At 45.6% G+C, this 19,720-nt stretch carries 19 protein-coding genes; 14 read left to right on the plus strand and 5 right to left on the minus strand.

Translation table 11 applies throughout. The features are described from left to right. The first annotated feature begins 193 nt into the window (after window positions 1-193). From gmk to ACYTPF_RS13735, 12 genes are all read left to right on the plus strand, one after another. A complete protein-coding gene (gene gmk, locus ACYTPF_RS13680) occupies window positions 194-835 on the plus strand; it encodes a guanylate kinase (protein ID WP_179981966.1) in 642 nt (213 codons plus the stop codon). Window positions 836-1,004: 169 nt separating this feature from the next. Next, window positions 1,005-1,277 (plus strand): DNA-directed RNA polymerase subunit omega, encoded by a 273-nt coding sequence (rpoZ, locus tag ACYTPF_RS13685; RefSeq protein WP_179981967.1) that lies wholly within the window; start codon window positions 1,005-1,007, stop codon window positions 1,275-1,277. A 142-nt stretch (window positions 1,278-1,419) separates the two neighbouring features. Next, on the plus strand, window positions 1,420-3,531 hold the full coding sequence (spoT, locus tag ACYTPF_RS13690; protein ID WP_179981968.1) for a bifunctional GTP diphosphokinase/guanosine-3',5'-bis pyrophosphate 3'-pyrophosphohydrolase: 2,112 nt from the start codon (window positions 1,420-1,422) through the stop codon (window positions 3,529-3,531). A 24-nt stretch (window positions 3,532-3,555) separates the two neighbouring features. Then, on the plus strand, window positions 3,556-3,942 hold the full coding sequence (locus ACYTPF_RS13695; protein WP_025257011.1) for a RidA family protein: 387 nt from the start codon (window positions 3,556-3,558) through the stop codon (window positions 3,940-3,942). 3 nt (window positions 3,943-3,945) lie between these two features. Then, on the plus strand, window positions 3,946-4,653 hold the full coding sequence (trmH, locus tag ACYTPF_RS13700; RefSeq protein ID WP_461852602.1) for a tRNA (guanosine(18)-2'-O)-methyltransferase TrmH: 708 nt from the start codon (window positions 3,946-3,948) through the stop codon (window positions 4,651-4,653). 188 nt (window positions 4,654-4,841) lie between these two features. Next, window positions 4,842-6,914 carry an ATP-dependent DNA helicase RecG gene (recG, locus tag ACYTPF_RS13705; RefSeq protein ID WP_461852733.1) on the plus strand — a complete coding sequence of 691 codons (2,073 nt, stop codon included), beginning with the start codon at window positions 4,842-4,844 and terminating at the stop codon, window positions 6,912-6,914. Then, window positions 6,907-7,707 carry a class I SAM-dependent methyltransferase gene (locus ACYTPF_RS13710; protein WP_461852603.1) on the plus strand — a complete coding sequence of 267 codons (801 nt, stop codon included), beginning with the start codon at window positions 6,907-6,909 and terminating at the stop codon, window positions 7,705-7,707. The genes recG and ACYTPF_RS13710 overlap by 8 nt, the downstream gene beginning before the upstream one ends. Window position 7,708: 1 nt before the next feature. Further along, window positions 7,709-8,182 carry a peroxiredoxin gene (locus tag ACYTPF_RS13715; RefSeq protein WP_136783182.1) on the plus strand — a complete coding sequence of 158 codons (474 nt, stop codon included), beginning with the start codon at window positions 7,709-7,711 and terminating at the stop codon, window positions 8,180-8,182. Between the two features lie 356 nt (window positions 8,183-8,538). After that, window positions 8,539-9,348, plus strand: a complete 810-nt coding sequence (locus ACYTPF_RS13720; protein WP_461852604.1) for a hypothetical protein — start codon at window positions 8,539-8,541, stop codon at window positions 9,346-9,348. Window positions 9,349-9,357: 9 nt separating this feature from the next. Then, entirely contained in the window at window positions 9,358-10,392 is a 1,035-nt protein-coding gene (locus ACYTPF_RS13725) for an extracellular solute-binding protein (RefSeq protein WP_461852605.1), read from the plus strand. After that, window positions 10,389-11,912, plus strand: a complete 1,524-nt coding sequence (locus tag ACYTPF_RS13730) for an ABC transporter permease (protein WP_179981976.1) — start codon at window positions 10,389-10,391, stop codon at window positions 11,910-11,912. Before ACYTPF_RS13725 ends, ACYTPF_RS13730 begins: the two co-directional genes overlap by 4 nt. Next, on the plus strand, window positions 11,912-12,952 hold the full coding sequence (locus ACYTPF_RS13735) for an ABC transporter ATP-binding protein (RefSeq protein WP_461852606.1): 1,041 nt from the start codon (window positions 11,912-11,914) through the stop codon (window positions 12,950-12,952). The genes ACYTPF_RS13730 and ACYTPF_RS13735 overlap by 1 nt, the downstream gene beginning before the upstream one ends. A 91-nt stretch (window positions 12,953-13,043) precedes the next feature. Here ACYTPF_RS13735 and ACYTPF_RS13740 read toward each other — a convergent pair whose 3' ends face one another. Then, a complete protein-coding gene (locus ACYTPF_RS13740; protein WP_461852607.1) occupies window positions 13,044-13,874 on the minus strand; it encodes a mechanosensitive ion channel family protein in 831 nt (276 codons plus the stop codon). A 293-nt stretch (window positions 13,875-14,167) separates the two neighbouring features. Between ACYTPF_RS13740 and ACYTPF_RS13745 the strand changes: the two genes are divergently transcribed. Next, window positions 14,168-15,349, plus strand: coding sequence for a BaiN/RdsA family NAD(P)/FAD-dependent oxidoreductase (locus ACYTPF_RS13745; protein ID WP_461852608.1), 1,182 nt, complete (start codon window positions 14,168-14,170; stop codon window positions 15,347-15,349). A gap of 113 nt (window positions 15,350-15,462) precedes the next feature. Here ACYTPF_RS13745 and ACYTPF_RS13750 read toward each other — a convergent pair whose 3' ends face one another. Both ACYTPF_RS13750 and ACYTPF_RS13755 read right to left on the minus strand, forming a co-directional pair. After that, window positions 15,463-16,305 (minus strand): hypothetical protein, encoded by an 843-nt coding sequence (locus tag ACYTPF_RS13750; protein WP_461852609.1) that lies wholly within the window; start codon window positions 16,303-16,305, stop codon window positions 15,463-15,465. A gap of 41 nt (window positions 16,306-16,346) precedes the next feature. After that, entirely contained in the window at window positions 16,347-17,432 is a 1,086-nt protein-coding gene (locus ACYTPF_RS13755) for a phospholipase D-like domain-containing protein (RefSeq protein WP_461852610.1), read from the minus strand. 202 nt (window positions 17,433-17,634) lie between these two features. On the opposite strand from ACYTPF_RS13755, the gene ACYTPF_RS13760 reads away from it, so the two are divergent. Further along, window positions 17,635-17,949 carry a hypothetical protein gene (locus tag ACYTPF_RS13760; protein ID WP_461852611.1) on the plus strand — a complete coding sequence of 105 codons (315 nt, stop codon included), beginning with the start codon at window positions 17,635-17,637 and terminating at the stop codon, window positions 17,947-17,949. Between the two features lie 85 nt (window positions 17,950-18,034). Here the strand turns inward: ACYTPF_RS13760 and ACYTPF_RS13765 are convergent, their stop codons facing one another. Further along, a complete protein-coding gene (locus tag ACYTPF_RS13765) occupies window positions 18,035-18,784 on the minus strand; it encodes a hypothetical protein (RefSeq protein WP_461852612.1) in 750 nt (249 codons plus the stop codon). Further along, the gene (locus ACYTPF_RS13770) at window positions 18,774-19,643 is read right to left on the minus strand and encodes a hypothetical protein (protein WP_461852613.1); all 870 of its coding nucleotides are present in this window, start codon (window positions 19,641-19,643) and stop codon (window positions 18,774-18,776) included. The genes ACYTPF_RS13765 and ACYTPF_RS13770 overlap by 11 nt, the downstream gene beginning before the upstream one ends. Window positions 19,644-19,720 lie beyond the last annotated feature (77 nt).

Raw genomic sequence — 19,720 nt, forward strand, 5'->3', positions numbered from 1 at the left:
GGTCAGAGTACTTTTTCTACCACCATCATCTTTAGAAAATTATTATTGTTATTTATTTTGCTAACACCGGTCTGCGACTAAAGAGTATGCACCATCAATGGATAAACCAGATAATCGCAGTTACGGCGCAATGGCTTCATATGCTATCATTGCCACTTGAAATAACCACATTTTGATAGAATTTTAATATCCTATGGCTTCACTACTCGGCAATTTATTTATTCTTGCTGCTCCTTCAGGAGCAGGAAAATCAAGCCTTATCAAGGCACTAATGGAAAAGTATGAAGGCAATGCAGCCACGCCTATGCAGGTGTCTGTATCTCATACCACGCGTCAACCGCGTCCGGGTGAAGTAGACGGAGTACATTATCATTTTGTAAGCCGAGAGCAGTTTGAAGCGCTTATCGAACAGGGTGTATTCTTTGAGTATGCGGAAGTGTTTGGCAATTATTACGGCACATCTCGTGTGACTATCGAGCAAACATTGCATCGTGGTATTGATGTGTTTTTAGATATTGATTGGCAGGGCGCTCGCCAAGTCAAAAAGCTTATGCCAGACACATGTGGTATTTTCATTCTTCCACCGTCACTCGATGTATTAGAGCAGCGTTTAAATAACCGCGGCCAAGACAGTGAAGAAGTGATTGCAGGGCGTATGGCACAAGCAGTAGCAGAGATGTCTCACTTTAGTGAATTTGATAGCGTGATCATTAACGATGATTTTGCGACTGCATTGAGTGACTTAGAAGCCATTGTGACAGCGCAGCGTTTGCGTACAGTAAAACAGCAGATGCGTCATCAAGTGCTATTGGACGAACTGCTCGGTAGCGCGTAAGCTTAACCAAACAATAAGTGTTTTGTTTTAATTTACAGCGATCGCTGCATATTTCGTACGATCTGACTGCTTCAAATTCAAACAAAATGCTAGGATCGCGCTACGTATCTGTGTATACTACGCGGCCGTTTTTTGAATAACTTGCTCAACCTAATTTTCGGAGAAATACATGGCTCGCGTAACTGTAGAAGATGCCGTAGATAAAATTGGTAACCGCTTTGACCTAGTGCTTGTTGCTGCACGCCGTGCACGTCAAATTGCCACTGAAGGCAAAGATCCTATGGTTGACGTTCAAAACGACAAGCCAACTGTTACAGCACTTCGTGAAATCGAAGAAGGTCTTGTAACTGCATCGACACTTGAACAAGCAGAACTTCAAGCACAAGAGCAGCAAGAACACGCTGAATTTGCATCAGTAGCAAATATTCTATCTGATCAATAAGACCTCTTTTTAACGGTTTTATCGATATTTTGGCGCCAGTGCTTTGAAAAAAGCACTGGCGCTTTACTTTTGGTGTATTGGCTTATTGCACAATTAAACGTATTCTTAGGGTTGTAACGTTAGATAAGGGTCACGCTTCACTGTGTATTTGTTTGAAGGTTTAAAGCAGAAAGTTTTAGAGTATTTGCCAGCAGAGCGCGTACAGCTGGTCCAGGAATCTTTTGTGCTAGCCCAAGAAGCGCACGATGGACAAATGCGCTCAAGTGGCGACCCGTACATTACTCACCCTGTCGCGGTTGCGGGTATTCTTGCCGACATGCACCTTGATCACGAAACGATTATGGCGGCGCTTCTTCACGATGTTATTGAAGATACCCATTACAGCAAAGAAGATTTAGCTGAAGCGTTTGGTGAGACCGTTGCCGAATTGGTAGAAGGGGTTAGTAAGCTAGATAAGCTTGCCTTTAGCACTAAACAAGAAGCGCAAGCGGAAAACTTCCGCAAAATGATGATGGCCATGGTGCAAGACATCAGGGTTATTCTTATTAAACTTGCCGACCGCACGCACAATATGCGCACGCTGGGCTCGCTTCGACCAGATAAGCGCCGTCGCATAGCTCGCGAAACGCTAGAAATATATGCACCTATTGCCCACCGTTTGGGTATTCACGATATTAAAAATGAGCTTGAAGACTTAGGTTTCCAGGCCATGTACCCCATGCGTCATCGCGCATTGAAATCTGCCGTGCGTCAGGCACGTGGCAATCGTAAAGAAATCATCGAAAATATTCGCGAAGAGCTTAACACGCGCCTTGATGCCTACGAGATAGAATCTGATGTATTAGGCCGCGAGAAGCACCTGTATTCCATTTACCGAAAAATGAAAAATAAAGAACTCATGTTCAACGAGGTAATGGATATCTATGCTTTTCGTATAGTCGTTAAATCGGTGGACAGCTGCTATCGCGCGCTTGGCGCTATGCATGGTTTATACAAGCCAATTGAAAACCGCTTTAAAGATTATATCGCTATACCTCGTACTAACGGCTATCAGTCGTTGCACACGTCATTAATTGGTCCTCATGGTATTCCTGTTGAAATTCAAATTCGTACTCAGGAAATGGACCAAATGGCGGATAAAGGGGTAGCGGCCCACTGGCTTTATAAAGAGCCTGGTGATAACGGCACTACTGCACAGCTACGTGCGCGCAAGTGGATGCAAAGCTTGCTCGAGCTACAACAATCGGCCAGTTCATCGTTTGAATTTATCGAGTCGGTTAAGACTGACCTGTTTCCTGACGAAATTTATGTATTCACCCCAGATGGCCGAATCATTGAACTGCCAATGGGCGCAACCGCTGTGGACTTTGCCTACGCGGTACACTCTGATGTAGGTAATACCTGTGTAGGTGTGCGGGTTGAGCGCAGAAACTTCAGCTTAAGTAAGCCCCTTGAAAACGGTCAAACCGTGGAAATTATTACCTCGCCGAAAGCGAAGCCGAATGCGAACTGGCTAAACTTTGTAGTGAGTGCCCGCGCGCGTACCCGAATTCGCCAGTATCTGCGTAAGCAGCATTCTCAAGAAGCGGTGAACATGGGTAACCGTCTACTGCGTCATGCCTTAGGTAGCGTAAAACTAGACGATATTCCAAACGAAGATATCGAACGTGTGGTGGCCGAAACCAAGCACGCTAATTTTGATGATTTGTTAGTAGATATTGGCCTTGGTAACGAGCTAAGTGCAATTGTAGCGCGCCGTTTATTAGGTGAGAGCACAACAGACTTATCAGATAAGAAAGGTAATGTAGCTATTCGCGGCACAGAAGGGCTTCTTGTTCACTATTCTCGCTGTTGCCACCCCATTCCTGACGATGAAATTGTAGCGGTATTGAGCCCCGGCCGCGGTATGACCATTCACCAAATTGGCTGTAACAATATTCGTAAGCTTACCCGTGAAGAGCCGCAGCGCGTCTTGCCTATGCAATGGGACGACAATCCGCAAGGTGAGTTCAAAGCGTCTCTGCGTATAGAACTGATAAACCATCAGGGCACGCTGGCAACATTAACGAACACTATTTCAGGGTGCGATTCCAACATCATTGGTCTGCAAACTGAAGAAAAAGAGAGTAATATCTACTTTATCGACCTAGAACTTACCACGCACAACCGTGTGCACTTGGCGCGCGTAATGAAGAAGATTCGCACCATGCCGGAAGTTCAAAAAGTGTCTCGTCATAGTCAATCACGACACTAATTACTACAAAATTTAGGAACTACTATGTCTAAGTCTATTATTCAGACCGATAAGGCACCTGCTGCTATTGGTACTTACAGCCAAGCGGTAAAAGCTGGTACTACTGTTTATCTTTCGGGTCAAATTCCACTTGTTGCTGAAACAATGGAAATGGTTTCTGATGACTTTGAAGCCCAGGCGGTACAAGTTTTTGAAAACATCAAAGCGGTGTGTGACGCTGCTGGCGGCACCACAAACGACTTAGTGAAAGTGAACATCTTTCTTATTGACCTAGGTCACTTTGCAACGGTTAATGAAATTATGAGCCGTTACTTCAATAAGCCTTACCCAGCGCGCGCTGCCGTTCAGGTGTCTGCATTGCCTAAAGGTGCACAAATTGAAATTGATGGTGTAATGGAATTGCCGGAGTAAGCCATGTCACCTGAGCGTTACCAGCGCATTAGAGATGTGTTGGAAAAAAGACAAACCGATTTAACGGTATGCCTTGAAAATGTGCACAAGCCTCATAATGTTTCGGCAATAGTAAGAACTTGTGACGCAGTAGGCATTCATCGCGTTCACACCGTGTGGGAAAAGAAATACCAGTTTCGCCGTGGTACGGCTATGGGCAGCCAGCAATGGGTGCGTCAAACCAACCACGATGGTATTAGCGATGCGATGGCTGAGTTAAAAGGCCAAGGCATGCAGGTGTTGGTTACCCATTTATCTGACACCGCGGTAGATTTTCGTGATGTCGATTACACCAAACCTACCGCAATTTTGTTTGGTCAGGAAAAGTATGGTGCTTCTGATGAGGCGAAAGCCATTGCCGATCAAGACATCGTTATTCCCATGATGGGCATGGTGCAATCGCTAAATGTATCGGTAGCCGCAGCTTTGGTTCTTTATGAAGCACAGCGCCAACGCACTATTGCGGGTATGTACAATACACAGCAGTTGCCGGAAGAAGAGTGTCAGGCTTTGGCATTTCAAAACGGTTATCCTCGCTTGTACAAACTATGCCAGCGCAAAGGTTTGCCACTGCCTGCTATTAACGCTATAGGTGAAGTGGATGCTGACGATAGCTGGTGGCGAGAAATGCAAATTACTAAAGCAGAAGCTAGCGCGCTAGAAGCCGACTAAGAACTAATGTACGAGTTTTGCTTTTACTGTCACTTTTGTATAGGCCAGCGTAAAAAACTGGCCTAAAGCGTACTCGCCAACCCCTCAACAATCCTTTACACTTCTTTTCCTATAACATGTTGAATAACACCAGCTTGTGCCTTTTCAAAGGTTAAGTCATTTATGTTTCAAAAGAAGGATGTCGCTTGATGCAAGCACTGGCCACTACACCCATAACTGCGCTTAAAGGCGTGGGCGCAAAGGTGGCAGAAAAACTTAATAAAATAGGCTTGTTTACCCTTCAAGATATACTGTTTCACCTTCCTCATCGCTACGAAGACAGAACCCGTATTTACAGCGTGGCTGAGTGCCGACCGTTTACCCATGTAAGCGTGCAGGGCGAGGTGATGAGCGCCGACATTCAGTACGGCAAAAAACGCATGCTGGTGGTAAAGCTAAGTGATGGCACAGGTACTATAACCCTTAGATTTTTCCATTTTGGTGCCGTGCAGCGTTCAATTATGACGCCGGGAAACACGGTGCGCTGTTTCGGTGAAGTACGTACTGGCAAGTGGGGCATTGAAATGATGCACCCCGAATTTAAGCTAGTGGATGAAGACGCGCCACCTACAGAAGAATCATTGACACCAGTTTACCCCACCACAGACGGTGTTAAGCAGTTAACCCTACGTAATCTAACCGACCAGGCCTTAAAACTTCTAGATAAAGGCGCGCTGGCCGACCTACTGCCCGACGGCATTTACGATGACCAAATTAGCCTTAATGAAGCGCTTCATTTGGTGCATCGCCCGCCACCAGATGTAGACGTACACGAAATGGAAGAGGGGCTGCACCCTGCTCAGTATAGGTTAATTTTGGAAGAGTTATTGTCACACCACCTAAGTGTGTTGAAAGTACGCAAGCTATCTGACGCACAGCCCGGTATTCCAATTAGTGTAAATCAGCCGCTTATCGATAAAATGCTCGCTCAGCTGCCGTTTTCACCTACCGGCGCGCAAGCAAGGGTAGTCGAAGATATACAAAAAGATATGCAGCATGCGCGGCCTATGATGCGCCTTGTACAAGGCGATGTAGGGTCGGGCAAAACCCTAGTTGCGGCATTGGCTGCACTATCAGCCATTGGGGCTGGCCACCAGGTGGCGTTAATGGCCCCCACTGAGCTATTGGCTGAACAACACGCGAACAACTTTCGTGGCTGGTTAGAACCACTGGGTATTGAAGTAGGCTGGCTAGCAGGAAAACTTAAGGGTAAAGCCCGTAATGAAGTTATGGTGCGCTTAGAAGCTGGCGATATTCAAATGTTGGTGGGTACTCACGCTATTTTCCAGGAAAGTGTGAACTACCAGCAGCTAGCACTGGTTATCGTAGATGAGCAGCACCGTTTTGGCGTGCATCAGCGCTTGGCCCTTCGAGATAAGGGCGAACAGCAAGGTCGCTACCCTCACCAGTTGATCATGACGGCAACGCCTATTCCAAGAACGCTGGCCATGACAGCCTATGCCGACCTAGATACCTCGGTCATAGACGAATTGCCACCGGGCAGAACGCCGGTACAAACCGTTGTGCTACCAGACACGCGCAGGGCCGATGTGATAGAACGCGTGCGTCAGGCTTGTAAAGATAATGGCAGACAGGCTTATTGGGTATGTACGCTTATTGATGAGTCGGAAGTATTGGAGTGTCAGGCCGCTGAAGATGCCGCAGTTACCCTGCGTACCGCATTGCCAGACTTACAAGTTGGTTTGGTACACGGGCGGTTAAAGCCCGCTGAAAAAGCGCAGGTTATGGCCGACTTTAAAGACGGTAAACTGGATTTACTAGTAGCGACTACGGTTATTGAAGTTGGCGTAGACGTACCTAACGCCAGTATTATGATTATTGAAAATCCAGAACGATTGGGGTTAGCACAGCTTCACCAACTTAGAGGCCGAGTTGGTAGGGGGGCGGTAGAAAGTCAGTGTGTACTTATGTACCAAAGCCCGCTATCGAAAACCGCTACTCAGCGACTAGGCGTATTGCGAGAGTCTAATGACGGATTTTATATTGCACAGCGCGATTTAGAAATTCGTGGCCCAGGTGAATTTATGGGGACGAAACAAACCGGAATGGCAGAGCTTAAAATAGCAGATTTGGTTCGCGATGCTGCACTTATTCCAAAAGTTCAAGAAATTGCCTATACCCTTTGGGATAAATACCCGTCTCACGCCCAAGCCATCATTAATAGATGGATAGGGCATAAGGAGCAATACGGTCATGCTTAAGAGTGTGCCTTTGATTGATTGCGATAACGGCGTCAGCGCTAACGCAAATAGCGAAGACGCTAGGCTAATTAGCGCAATTAGCGAAAAATGGGGTTTTCCTGTTGTTAGTAGCAGTGAAAAGCCTGTCGAAGGCTTGTACTTACAGGTACAAAATGGTGTGTTGGGCCTTGCTGACGCAGGCGAGAAAAAAGTAAACCCGGTAGAGGTAGATTTTGCTTCGCCAGCTAGTTTGTACCGTAAACAGCACGGCGGTGGGCGCAAAGAGCCTATTGTTAAAGCCATTGGCCTTAAAGGTAATGAAGCGTGGCATGTGGTAGATGCAACGCCAGGACTTGGGCGTGATGCCTTTGTGTTGGTTAGCGTGGGCTGCAAAGTCACTATGATTGAACGCTCGCCTGTGGTTGCCGCCTTACTTGAAGACGGTATTCGCAGATTAGCACTTAGTTTTCCAGAACTTGCAGCTAAAATGTCGCTTCAACATGGAAATAGCGCTGAGGTAATGCAATACTTCACTGGTGAGAATGTGAACGCTATTTATCTAGATCCCATGTTCCCACATAAAAAGAAGTCAGCCTTGGTGAAAAAGGAAATGCGGCTGTTTCAGCAACTGCTTGGTCATGACCCAGACGCAGATGCGCTGTTACCGCCAGCACTAGAGCTAGCCACGCACCGGGTAGTGGTAAAACGCCCAAACAGTGCAGACGTGCTGGCAGGAATAAAAGCATCAATGGCTATTGAAAGCAAAAAGCACAGATTTGATGTGTATTTGTGTCAAAAAAATCTAGGAGAGTAGCATGATACAAGTTGGGGGCACTTTGCCTGAAGTAGATTTTAGCCTTTTAGTAAATGGCGAGATAACCAACCCAGGAACTAACGAGTTGTTTTCAGATAAGCGCGTTGTATTGTTTGCGGTACCCGGTGCATTCACACCGACCTGTTCTCAAGCGCATTTGCCAGGCTATGTAGCGCTTGCTGATAAGCTTAAAGCCAAAGGTATTGATAGCATTATTTGTTTAAGTGTTAATGATGCATTTGTAATGGACGCGTGGGGCAAAGCGAATAATGCCGAAGAAATCACTATGCTGGCCGATGGTAATGGTTTCTTTACCAAGCAAATTGGCCTAGACATGAGCACGGGCAATTTCGGCGGTTTACGTTCACTACGTTATTCTATGCTTGTAGAAGATGGCGAAGTTAAAAAGCTAAACGTTGAAGACCCTGGTCGTTTTGACGTAAGCGATGCCCAAACCATGTTAGATAGCCTTTAATTTCACGAAAGGCGCTGTAAATACTGAGAGCCCGCAACAGAGGTTGCGGGCTTTTTTCGTTTAGTTTTTTGTGAATATTCATTAATTTAGATATGCGTATACTTGGCGGTCATTTTCATTAAAATGTAACGCAACTATGATCTAGCAGTTTGCTAATTGCGTTGAATATCAATATGTTCAGCGAGGGTTAATCATTTAACCTGCATTATTGTGGATCAAAAACGTAGAGAAACTAAAGGCTAACGTAAGGCCGATGCACTGCGTTACTTAGCGTGTAGCCTCGTTTAGTTACCTTTACTTGCTTAATGATAATAAGTATCATTTGCGCGAAAAGACAAACGTTTTAGGAAAAAATTATGACAATAACACTGAAAAAAATAAGCGCCTTAGTACTGGCTTCGGCCGTTACTTTCTCGATGTTTTCTTCATATGCGCTTGCAAACGGTGCAATTGGTGATCACGTAAACAATTTACATGCACATATTGGTGAGTACACCGAAGAAGTACATTGGTTAGAAAGTAAGTTTGGCAGTGTTGTTGATGCGTATGAAGCAAAAGATAAATCGCTTAAAACAGACGCGCTAATCGAGTACTGGGAAGAAGTAGACTTTCACTCTGCCATTGAAACCCAATACGTGCCTATTTATGCCTCTATTTGGCAAGGTATTTATGGTGTAAAGGTAGCTATTGATGAAGGTAAGCCTATTGCTGATGTGCGCGTAGAACAAGAGAAGCTAAATCATGCCTTGTGGCAGGCGCTAGGCGCAGTTAAACTTGCGTCTCAATATCAGAAGAAAGGTCTGGTTGGAAAAGTTCAAACCACTGAGAAAGAACCTACCACAGGCCCTGCAGTTATCGACGATATTAAAACACGTCTTGATCGCGTTGTTGCTAAATATGCAGAGCAGCTTCACGAGGTTGCAACAACACTAGTGCACGACACCTATCTTCAACGTTTTGAAGGTGTAGAGGGTGACTTGATTGCGAAAGACGCAGCCTTGGTTGAAGACCTAGAAAAAGATTTTAACGTAACGCTTCCGCAAGCTATTTCGAAAGATAATGGCGTAGATGCGGTACGCAAAGTTGTAGAATCTATGCAGGCTAAACTTGATCGCGCTCGTACACTGTTAGTTGAAGTAGAGAAAAGTCGTAAAGACGTATTTTAAGGAAGGGGTATGCAACGTAGAACATTTTTGCAAGGGCTAGCCGCAGCTGGTGCGTTAACTGGCTTGCCGTTTAGTTTTGCCCACGCTATGACCCAAACTGGCAGCGTGTCAGTAGAGTCTTTGCCTAAATTAGAAGGCGATCTCACCCTTTATTTAGGGCGTGGTGAAGGCGGTCTGTACGAAAATGTTCTAAAAGCAATTGAAAAGCGCAATCCCAAGCTGAACCTGAAGGTTCGGCGCGGCGGGTCAGCAGCATTGGCAAACACCATTGTTGCTGAAACAAAAGCGGGCGTGAAACGCGCTGATTTGTTTTGGGCTGTAGATACAGGGTCTATTGGCGTTGTGACTGACGCAGGCGCTGCAAAGTCGCTGCCTGATGATTTACGTTCACAGCTTCGCGAAGATTTTCAATACCCGAGCTGGTCACCGGTAACAGGTCGTGTGCGCACACTGCCGTATAACACCGAGCGTGTTAAGCCCGAACAAATCCCAGAAAGCGTAATGGCGTTAGCCGATAGCGATTTAAAAATTGGCTGGGCGCCGGCTTATTCGTCGTTCCAGTCTTTTGTTACCGCTATGCGTATTTTGGAAGGCGATAAAGCGACCAAAGCGTGGCTTAAAGGCATTAATAAGCACTCGAAAAAGTACGCTGGCGAACTCGGTGTAGTGATGGGCGTTGAACGTGGCGAAGTAGATATTGGCTTTGCAAATCACTACTACACCCTTCGACTTAAATCAGGTAAGCCAAACGCGAATGTGGCCCTTGCTTATAGCAAAGGTGATGCAGGCTGCTTAGTTAACGCATCAGGTATCGTTGCGTTGAGCGACGGTGATTTGCCGGTTAACTTTATTCGATATCTGCTGTCGCACGAAGTGCAGTCTTATCTTGCTCGCGAAGCATACGAAATACCTTTGGTTCAAGGAGTTGAACCACCACAAGGCTTAGCGGAACTAAGTACGCTATCGCCACCCGAAATGGACCTTCGTAAACTGGCTGATTTACGCCCAACACTTAACCTTATGAGGGAAGTTGGCGTACTGTGACAAACTGGCCAAAGTCGTATCCACTGGCACTACTTATTGCGCTGATGGCTTTATTGCCCGTCGGCGTTTTATTTTCTTTAGCTCAAGACAGTGCCCAGCTTTTCGATACCCATAACCTTCGTGTACTAGGCAATACTATTTCATTGGTAGTGCTTACTATCATTGGTTCGGTGCTTATAGGTGTCCCCCTTGCTTTTTTAACTGCCTATGTGCAAATGCCATTTAAGCGCTTCTGGCTTATCTTATTGGCTGCGCCACTGGCGTTGCCTAGTTATATTGGCGCATTCGCCATGTACTTCTCATTTGGTATTGGCGGAGAGATAGAGAACGTTTTAGGTATTAGCACGCCGCCAATTAGCGGTTTGTGGGGCTCGGCTCTGGTCATGAGCCTATACACCTATCCTTTTGTGATGATGACAACCCGTTCAAGCTTGCTGAGTTTAGATGCCAGCTTGGTTAACGCGGCGCGTACGCTAGGTCTGTCGTTAGGTGCTAGCTTATGGCGTGTGGTGCTACCGCGCGTAGTAAACAGCGTTGCTGCGGGGGCACTCCTTGCTGCGCTTTACGCGTTATCTGATTTTGGCACACCCGCAATAATGGGCTTTGACACCTTTACTCGCGTTATCTTTGTTGAATACAACGCTTTTGGTTTAAGCCAGGCAGCCATGCTTAGCCTGCAGCTTATGGTCATTGTTGGGCTTATTCTGTTTATAGAAAGCCGAATAGGTGGGGCGCAAGAACGCCCAGGAAAGCACTTATCCTTATTTCCTGCACGCTGGCAGCGCAACCTAATGTTGCTTGCGACCATGCCTGTTGTATTTATGGCTATTGTACTTCCCCTAGCTATTTTCACGCTGTGGTTAGTGCGAGAGGGCACAGGTGGCTTTGAATTAAGCTATGCATGGAATTCAGCACATGCCTCTTTTATCGCCGCTATTGTAGCCGTGCTGCTTGCCATTCCGGTTGCTCACGCGGCTATTGCAGGCAAAGCTGGTCGCTTTATGGAGCGTATTACTTATTTCGGCTTTGGTGTACCAGGTATAGTTATGGGAACAGCGCTGGTGTACGTGGGCCTTAAGTACTTGCCTGCGTTGTATCAAACCTTAAGTTTATTGGTTATGGCCTATGTGCTGCGTTTTATTCCTTTAGCGGTGGGAAGTGTTAGAAGTACCGCCGAGAATATAGATTCGGGCCTAGTGAAAGCTGCACGCGTACTTGGCGCTAGCCCAAGAGAGGCCTTTATACGAGTTACGCTGCCCTTAACCCTTCGTGGTATGATTGCAGGGGCTGCATTAGTGTTTTTGGAAGCCATGCGTGAACTGCCCGCTACATTAATGTTGGGGCCTACAGGCTTTGAAACCTTAGCCACTTACATGTGGCGTGTGTACGAAGCGGGTTATTTTGGCCGCGCTGCCGTACCAGGGCTTCTACTGGTTTTATTATCTGGCGTGGGACTGGTTCTCATGCTGTCGGGCGAAAGAAAAGCCCAGTTTACTGTTACCGAGGATGATCGTTCGTAATGCTTAGTGTAAGTAATTTGTCAGTGAATTATGGGTCTACCCGCGTTGTCGACAAGTTAAATCTTGAGCTTGGGCAAGACGAAATCCTGATGTTGGTGGGGCCAACTGGCTGCGGTAAAACTACTATTTTGCAGGCATTGGCAGGGCTTATCCCTATTTCAGAAGGCGCTATGAGCCTAGGTAATTGGGAAAGTACAGCAAACAAACACGTGCCACCTGAAAAGCGTAACGTTGGCATGGTGTTCCAAGATTTTGCGCTATTCCCCCATCTTACCGTTCAGCAAAACGTATGTTTTCGTTTAAAAGACACTAAGCTTGCCGATCATTGGCTGAAACTGTTAGGTCTAGATAATTTCCGCGATGCTAAACCTGCACGTCTTTCAGGCGGGCAGAAGCAGCGTGTTGCGCTAGCCCGTACCCTAGCGCATGAACCTTCTTTTGTACTGCTAGACGAACCCCTTTCAAACTTAGATGCAGCGTTAAAAGACAGCTTGCGTTGGGAAATTCGCGACGCGCTTAAAAAGGCCGGCGTGCCCGCAATTTGGGTAACCCATGACCAAGAGGAAGCGTTAAGTGTTGGTGATAGAGTGGGCATATTAAATAAAGGTGTGTTGGAGCAATTAGACACCCCTGAAGCCTGTTATTCTTCGCCAGCAAGCCGCTTTGTAGCGCGGTTTATGGGCGAGGCAAGCTTCTTAAGTGCCTCATTTGATGCTAATGAAGTAAATACAGACAAAACGGTCGTGACAGAAATCGGCAAGGTGCCAGGCACACCGCTTCAAGGTGCTAACGGCAATGTAGATTTGCTCGTACGCCCTGATGATTTAAGTTTAGATGCAGCCCATAGCAAAACTAACTGTACGGTGAAGTGGGTGCGTTATGAGGGCGAAAGCCGCCTTTATGCTGTTGTGCTAGATAGCGGTGATGAACTGAAAGTGCGCGTAAGTCACGAGAATGCCATTAAGCCAAATACTCGTGCGTTTGTTCAGTTAATTACTACGCACCCTTTGGCCGTGTTTCCTAAAAAAGATAGAGCGTAATTCGTTTTTAGCTGACTTAAAATCAGAACATAAAAAGGGCAGCCAATCGGCTGCCCTTTTGCTTACTAGGACGTTATTTTTTACCTGCGCGCTATGCGTTTTCGTTTACCACAATCACTTTACGGTGAGGGAACGGAATTTCAATGTTAGCTTCATCTAGCGCTTTCTTAATCTGCTCTGGCACTGAGAACAGGATGTCGAAGTAATGCTCGCCGTGACAGAATGGACGCACAATAAAGTCGACTGAACTATCGTTAAGGGTAGATACCTCAACAAATGGTGCTGGGTCTTTAAGTATGTGCGGGTGGTCTGCCAACACTTTATCGATAACAGCACGAGCGGCATCAATGTTTTCGTTGTAGGCAATACCAAAGGTCATATCTACACCGCGAATTTCATGGTGAGAGTGGTTAACAATTTGCTCACCCCAAATTTGGCTATTTGGAATAATGATTTGCTTATTATCGAAGGTTTGCAAAATAGTAGTAAATAAGTCGATTTCAGTTACTTTACCGAACTTGCCCGCCGCATCGACAAAGTCATTAACTTTATAGGGGCGGAAGATAAGCAACATAACACCTGCAGCCAAGTTGGAAAGCGTGCCTTGGAGTGCTAAACCAATAGCAAGACCGGCAGCACCTAACAGAGCAATAATAGATGCTGTTTGAACGCCAAAGCGATTAAGTACCGCTATGCCAACAAAAGCAAGAATGGTATAGCGTGCTACGCTACCAAAAAACTTAAATAGTGTGTCATCAAGTTGAGGGTGGCTATTAGCAATAGCGACAATAGCGTTATACACCTTACTCGCTACCCATAAGCCAATTATTAAAATTGCCAAAGCAAGTAATATGTTCGTTGCCCAAGCTAATGCTGCAGGCAGGTACTCGTTAATATCGAGTGATGCTAAGAACTCTTCCATGGATACAATCCTCTGTAATTTGTGAAGTAGTTACTGCTTGTTTTGTTCGTTTGTTTGTTCGTTCAAATTGAGTTGCACCTCAATTCTGGTGCGTAGTTATAGGTGAATTAAAAATCTTTTAGTATTGTTAAAAAGTATTAAAACCCATAATTTTCTACTAAAGAATTAGATTAAATTTACAGTAAGATTAGGCTTTGCGTTGTGCAGCAAGGCTTATTACGTATAATCCCGAACTCTTAACCTACGCTTGAATGGGCGTGAGTATTTTTAGCTTGATGTAAGGTGAATACAGAGTGATTAAGCGCGATGTTATTGTTATTGGAGCAGGTGCAGCAGGGCTGTTCTGCGCGGCACAGGCAGGCGCGCGAGGTCGCAGTGTAGAAGTACTTGACCATGCCAAAAAAGTTGGCCGTAAGATCCTTATGTCTGGCGGTGGGCGCTGCAATTTCACTAATATGTACGCGGGGCCAGAAAACTTCCTTTCGCAAAACCCACATTTTTGTAAGTCGGCATTAAGCCGCTATACCCAGTGGGACTTTATAGGTTTGGTTGCCGAGCATGGTATTGCCTATCACGAAAAAACCTTAGGCCAATTGTTTTGTGATGACAGCGCCAAAGATATCGTCGATTTATTGCTTAACGAATGTAAAAAAGCAGGCGTTACCATAACTACTCGCTGTGAAATTACAAGCGTAGAAAAGGTTGAAGGTGGGTACTTACTAACTACTTCGAACGGCGAATATAGCTGTGAGTCTTTAGTTATCGCGACCGGTGGTTTAAGTATGCCAAAGCTGGGGGCGACGCCATTTGGTTACAAAATTGCCGAGCAATTTGGCCTCAACGTGTTACCCACACGGGCCGCACTTGTGCCCTTTACCTTACACGATAAAGACAAAGACACACTGGCAGAGCTTAGCGGTATCGCAGTTGATGTATATGCCAGCTGCAACGACACTACGTTTAAAGAGGCAATGTTGTTTACCCACCGTGGGTTAAGCGGCCCTGCTATGCTGCAAATTTCAAGTTATTGGGAGGCGGGTGACAGCTTAAGCATCAATACGCTACCCAATGACGACGCCACGGCGCTTTTGCAAACAGCGCGCACTGAAACCCCCGATGCCTTACTTGCTACGTGTTTAAATAAAGTATTCCCTAAGCGCATGGTGCAAAGCTTTATCGAATATCATAACTGGCGCAATGTTCCGGTAAAACAGCTCACCCACGGCGAATGCGATGCTATTGCTGACACGCTAGAAAATTGGCAAATAAAGCCAAACGGCACTGAAGGCTATCGAACAGCGGAAGTCACCATTGGCGGCGTAGACACCAACGAACTTTCGTCAAAAACCATGATGGCCAAGAACGTCGAAGGCCTTTACTTCATAGGTGAAGTGGTTGACGTTACCGGCTGGCTCGGCGGCTTTAACTTTCAGTGGGCTTGGAGCAGCGGCTGGGCAGCAGGGCAGGTGGTTTAAAACGTGAATGAAGCTAACCAAAACGAAGGCAAAGCTGCTACGTAGCTGCCTTGGAACAGCCTTAAAAACTTGCTCAAATCTCAAATTAAAACGAAGACGTATTTAAACGAACTTTAAGGTAGTCCAACGTCATCTATAATCTCGATTCCCAACATGTGCTGAACCTTTCTGAGACTGGGAGGCAATTTTGACTCGAGTACCAAAATTGTTCGTACATTTTGCGGCTGACCTTGGACGCTGAGCATCGCTTCTGTTACCGACTGATATTTTATGCATTGAAACATTCCTCGGATTAAATCCTCGGTATTCGAAATCTTAGATTTAACCTCCACCGCAACGAGTTGCTTTTTCCAAGTGAACATCACATCAACTGAGTCCCCCGATGGTAGAAAAAACTCTTCTCGGCCTACAGGCCAAGCGTGCGACAAACCAATGATAGTTGGATTTTCAGCCACGTATCGCTTTAACGCTTTGTGACGTTCCCCTTCACCGCCCCCGTTTCTGATATTCGTTAAGGGTATTTCAAGAAATTCCGGGACCCGCAAACCTAGTAACTTTAAAATTTGGAACCAATCCGGAAATGCATATATTTTGGCTAGTTGGCTTTGAACAACAACCTTCTTCTGTTTTGTATTTAATGCACGAAAATCACCTCCAGAGATAAATAAACCAACACCTTCACCCGGCATTCCCGTATCTTTATTGACCACTAGACATTGTATCGGCGGTATTTCTAAATCATGCGTTTTCCCTAATTTAATTAGGGTATTGCCAATACAGCCCAATACAAAGTTTAAGTTTCTCGCGTTAGCCATATTCATTTCGAAAGCCAGCTGAGAATAAAAGATTGTTTCCCCGACAATTGCTTGTCGCACTAACAGTGGTAGAGCTTCACGAGCACGTTGTTGATAAAGTTTATCACCCCAAAAGGTATCAGAAAGCTGTGCCGTCTCCATAAACTTGATTCTCCTTCTTATTCACTTCTGATGGCTGAAATCTATTCTATGCAGTTTTCTATTTTACTTATAAGAAATTCGCCAAACTCTTTGGTTATCTGAACCTTATCATTGCCAAAATTTAGCGTTCCCAAAGAAAAGTTGCCAGAGCTCGTTACCGGTGTCTTAGGATAGCGTTGACGGAACTCCTCTAGTGCATCTTTACGCTTGATATTATGCTTCCACCAAGTGGCACCAAAATGAGGGCTTCGATTCTGACCTTCCATATACCACGGCCAACGTTCTTTCCAGGGCTCGTTAGCGACTTCTTCATCAGTGACATAAAATAAGCTTCCTGTAACTTTGAAGTAGCTTAATAGTGCCCCACACCCGACGCCTGTCGTAATCACTACATCACCTTTAGTCACTCCTTTCGGCTTCTTCTTGGAAAAATGCAGGTTCTGATGTAGGTCGGAATAGTCAGTTCGCTCTTCCAGCAAAACTGGATAGTCACTTGTCCCGATTGGTTTCAAAAAATAAAGCGGCTCTTTGTCAGAAGTAGCTTCTGAAGAATAGACGATTGGAAGAATGTCGATATTGGCCTCAGGTATGTTCACTTTCCATGCTTTTTGCGATTGATATTGCTCTGCAAATTGCAAGGCTTTTCTTAGCTGTGTGACGGTCAGCTCTCTATATTCTATAGCATCAAAAATCTCATCAACCAGATTGTCTAGTTGCTCTGAATGAGATAGAGACACACCCCACTCATGGTTATTTTTCAACCCATTATTAGTAAAATTAGCAGACGTGATGATTGCGCTGTGCTCATTCTGATTTGTCAGCACATAAGTTTTACCATGGAGACTGTTATCCACATGGATCTTTACTTTCACGGTTGGGTGATTTGCGCTGAAATATTCGTGAATGTCGAGCAATTGTTTAGGTTTGGTAAGCTGTTCAGGATCTTGTGGTTTGAAAGTCGTGACGAACTCAACACTTTTTAAGGAATGAAAATCAAATCCATCCAAGAAACCCAACATATCTGATGCCAAAAAAGGAGACGTAATAAGAAGCCGGTCGCCTCCTTGTTGAATTAGCGTTTTGATACGCTCATGATGTGTTCCAGAAATATTCGAAAGTATTTCCATACTGCTTCCTCCTTGTAATGAGCAATATTAATACTGTAAAGAAACTAACCTAATAGCAAATTGTAAATAAGCCTCAGGTGCTCACTCATTAATCACTCGCGCCCAAACTTTATTCACTTGCACGTGGAAGTAAGTGATTCATACAATTTTGACGGAAAGCCTGTGTTATAAATCGGTTTTACATTTTCTTTAGGGCAAACCATTGGCTTTTATCAAACTGAAAACACAAGATATAAACTTGTACTCCCCCTTTTCAGGCGCTTGTATTTACGGTGAAGAAGAACTTACTAATATTGAAGCAGATGACACTGTGTTATACACATACTTTGAAAGTGAAGGGGAAGGATATATCTCAGAACGTATCCTAGACGTGCTTAACCGACAAAACGTTGCTAATCCTGAGTCACTGACGCCAGCCGAAATAGCAGCGGCGATCAATATTCCTGACGCGCTACTTTTCGAATACGATGGAGGCTTCAACGGTATTAGCTGGTTCATATTTGCCCCAGCAGTCTAAGCCTATTCCAACAAGATGGGGCGCTTAGAAACGGCCCGCGGTTAGAGCTCATCAAACTTAATGATGGTTCCCAGACAACATTGCTTCAGTTTTCTAGGACTAAGCGCTCATCTTGACTAATGTACTTCGCTAAAAAGGACTGACTTCGTTTATCGAGATAAAACACATCTTTGTGCAGTCCATAGCCTTCGATGATGAGCTTGTTTTGTTCGAGTACAATCGTTTTGTACAGACGTAACGCCTTACTCCTGGCTAAATGACCAAGTTGGGCATGCGGCCCGAAGACTTGTGCCCCGTAGTTAATCAAGCAAACGACGTCCTCACTGGTGATAGACAAGTATTGTTCATAAGGCTCACTGGGAATATTGCGCGTTAAGCCCATTACGGCATCTTTAATGCGCTCAACACAGGTAAGGCTCCACTCTGTTTCAGCCCCCTTTGCCTGCTCAATCGGGTAGCGACGATATCGGGTGCCACGACGCAACGCCCGAAAAGATAATAATAATGCCGGAGCCGGGCAATGTTTCAGTGTTACGCCTGCATCCATCGCCTGTTTAAGCGTCGCCAATGCCTTATCGTCGTGGGTTAAATTCACTGATACAGTTATCGGGATGTAGGTTGTCGGCTCCACGATAAAAATCTCTCCCCAGTGGCTAATTTGGATGTCAAATCCAGCCATTTTGAATTGTTTGAAGAGCGTTTTTATTAGCTTGAAGACGTTGTCTGCCTGGCTCGCTGGGACATCAATGCCTCCTACCTGGCGCGAGTGGTAAACCAACATCGGCCGTTTCTTCTTGGCTCGACGCAGAGCTCTCATCTTATATTCAATGTTCATCGGCACTGATCTCCAGCACAATGCATTCCTCCCTTTTACCCCGTTCATTCTTCTTGGTGATCAGCGTGCCGGATAATTGTAACCGTCCCTGATAATAGTCGACCCGGTTGATCACTAACTTGATCGGGCGTCCCAAATATGCCCCGGTATCACAATAGATCCAGTCACCCAGTGATACACCTAAGCAGTCTCTCAGAAGTAATGTTGATAGACGCTGGATTTCATCTTCTAACTCGCTCACCCTTTGCGTTAACAGCGCTTCCTGCTCAGAGAGTGTCGTCAACATGCTCGTCATGGCTTCTGGATCATGTAGTACAGGTTTACTATGTACGTCATACAGTGCCTCGAACAATGCATCTTTCGAACTCTGTGCCTCATAGGTCTCATGCAGCAAAATCTCGTTCGCCTTTATTTGCGAGATCAACGATTGCGCCCGCTCTCCGTTCAAGGCAGTAGGCAAAATCGGCTTAAGCGCATGCGGTGGGCCGATAAGGTCATGATGTAATACCGATGAAGAACGAAAGAAGGCTGATTGTTGTCCCGGTAACCGACCTGTGAAGTAAACAGTATTCGCAGTCACATGCAGTGTGCTTGCTATCTCCATGTGATAACGCTGTGTGTGATCAAAAAACCATACAATGTCCTGCACAGCCACACTGGCATCGAGTAATTTATGAGAGTCTAGCAGTTCGCGCACGTGAGAAAAGGCATCGAGCAATGCCTTCGATAACAACACGCGGCAGAACAACGGTTTGTAATGCATGGTCATCCCTTGGCGAGACTCAAATTCATCTTGATACAACGGTCGCACCTGCAAACACAACACCGTCCCGATCACACCATGCTCTTGTGGTTCCACCTTCTCTCTCCTCTTACAACGCGTCAGTCGTGACCTCAAAATGGGCCTATTGACCAGCCGATTATCCGAATCTATGT

Source organism: Alteromonas sp. HB246098, assembly GCF_054890645.1.

Bases quoted from the DNA above. Each gene is read 5' to 3' on its own strand.
- ACYTPF_RS13765 (WP_461852612.1), bottom strand. From the start codon at position 18,784: ATGAACATTGAATATAAGATGAGAGCTCTGCGTCGAGCCAAGAAGAAA.
- ACYTPF_RS13735 (WP_461852606.1), top strand. From the start codon at position 11,912: ATGCTTAGTGTAAGTAATTTGTCAGTGAATTATGGGTCTACCCGCGTT.
- recG (WP_461852733.1), top strand. From the start codon at position 4,842: ATGCAAGCACTGGCCACTACACCCATAACTGCGCTTAAAGGCGTGGGC.
- ACYTPF_RS13715 (WP_136783182.1), top strand. From the start codon at position 7,709: ATGATACAAGTTGGGGGCACTTTGCCTGAAGTAGATTTTAGCCTTTTA.
- ACYTPF_RS13695 (WP_025257011.1), top strand. From the start codon at position 3,556: ATGTCTAAGTCTATTATTCAGACCGATAAGGCACCTGCTGCTATTGGT.
- ACYTPF_RS13725 (WP_461852605.1), top strand. From the start codon at position 9,358: ATGCAACGTAGAACATTTTTGCAAGGGCTAGCCGCAGCTGGTGCGTTA.
- ACYTPF_RS13720 (WP_461852604.1), top strand. From the start codon at position 8,539: ATGACAATAACACTGAAAAAAATAAGCGCCTTAGTACTGGCTTCGGCC.
- ACYTPF_RS13750 (WP_461852609.1), bottom strand. From the start codon at position 16,305: ATGGAGACGGCACAGCTTTCTGATACCTTTTGGGGTGATAAACTTTAT.
- gmk (WP_179981966.1), top strand. From the start codon at position 194: ATGGCTTCACTACTCGGCAATTTATTTATTCTTGCTGCTCCTTCAGGA.
- rpoZ (WP_179981967.1), top strand. From the start codon at position 1,005: ATGGCTCGCGTAACTGTAGAAGATGCCGTAGATAAAATTGGTAACCGC.
- trmH (WP_461852602.1), top strand. From the start codon at position 3,946: ATGTCACCTGAGCGTTACCAGCGCATTAGAGATGTGTTGGAAAAAAGA.
- ACYTPF_RS13740 (WP_461852607.1), bottom strand. From the start codon at position 13,874: ATGGAAGAGTTCTTAGCATCACTCGATATTAACGAGTACCTGCCTGCA.
- ACYTPF_RS13755 (WP_461852610.1), bottom strand. From the start codon at position 17,432: ATGGAAATACTTTCGAATATTTCTGGAACACATCATGAGCGTATCAAA.
- ACYTPF_RS13710 (WP_461852603.1), top strand. From the start codon at position 6,907: ATGCTTAAGAGTGTGCCTTTGATTGATTGCGATAACGGCGTCAGCGCT.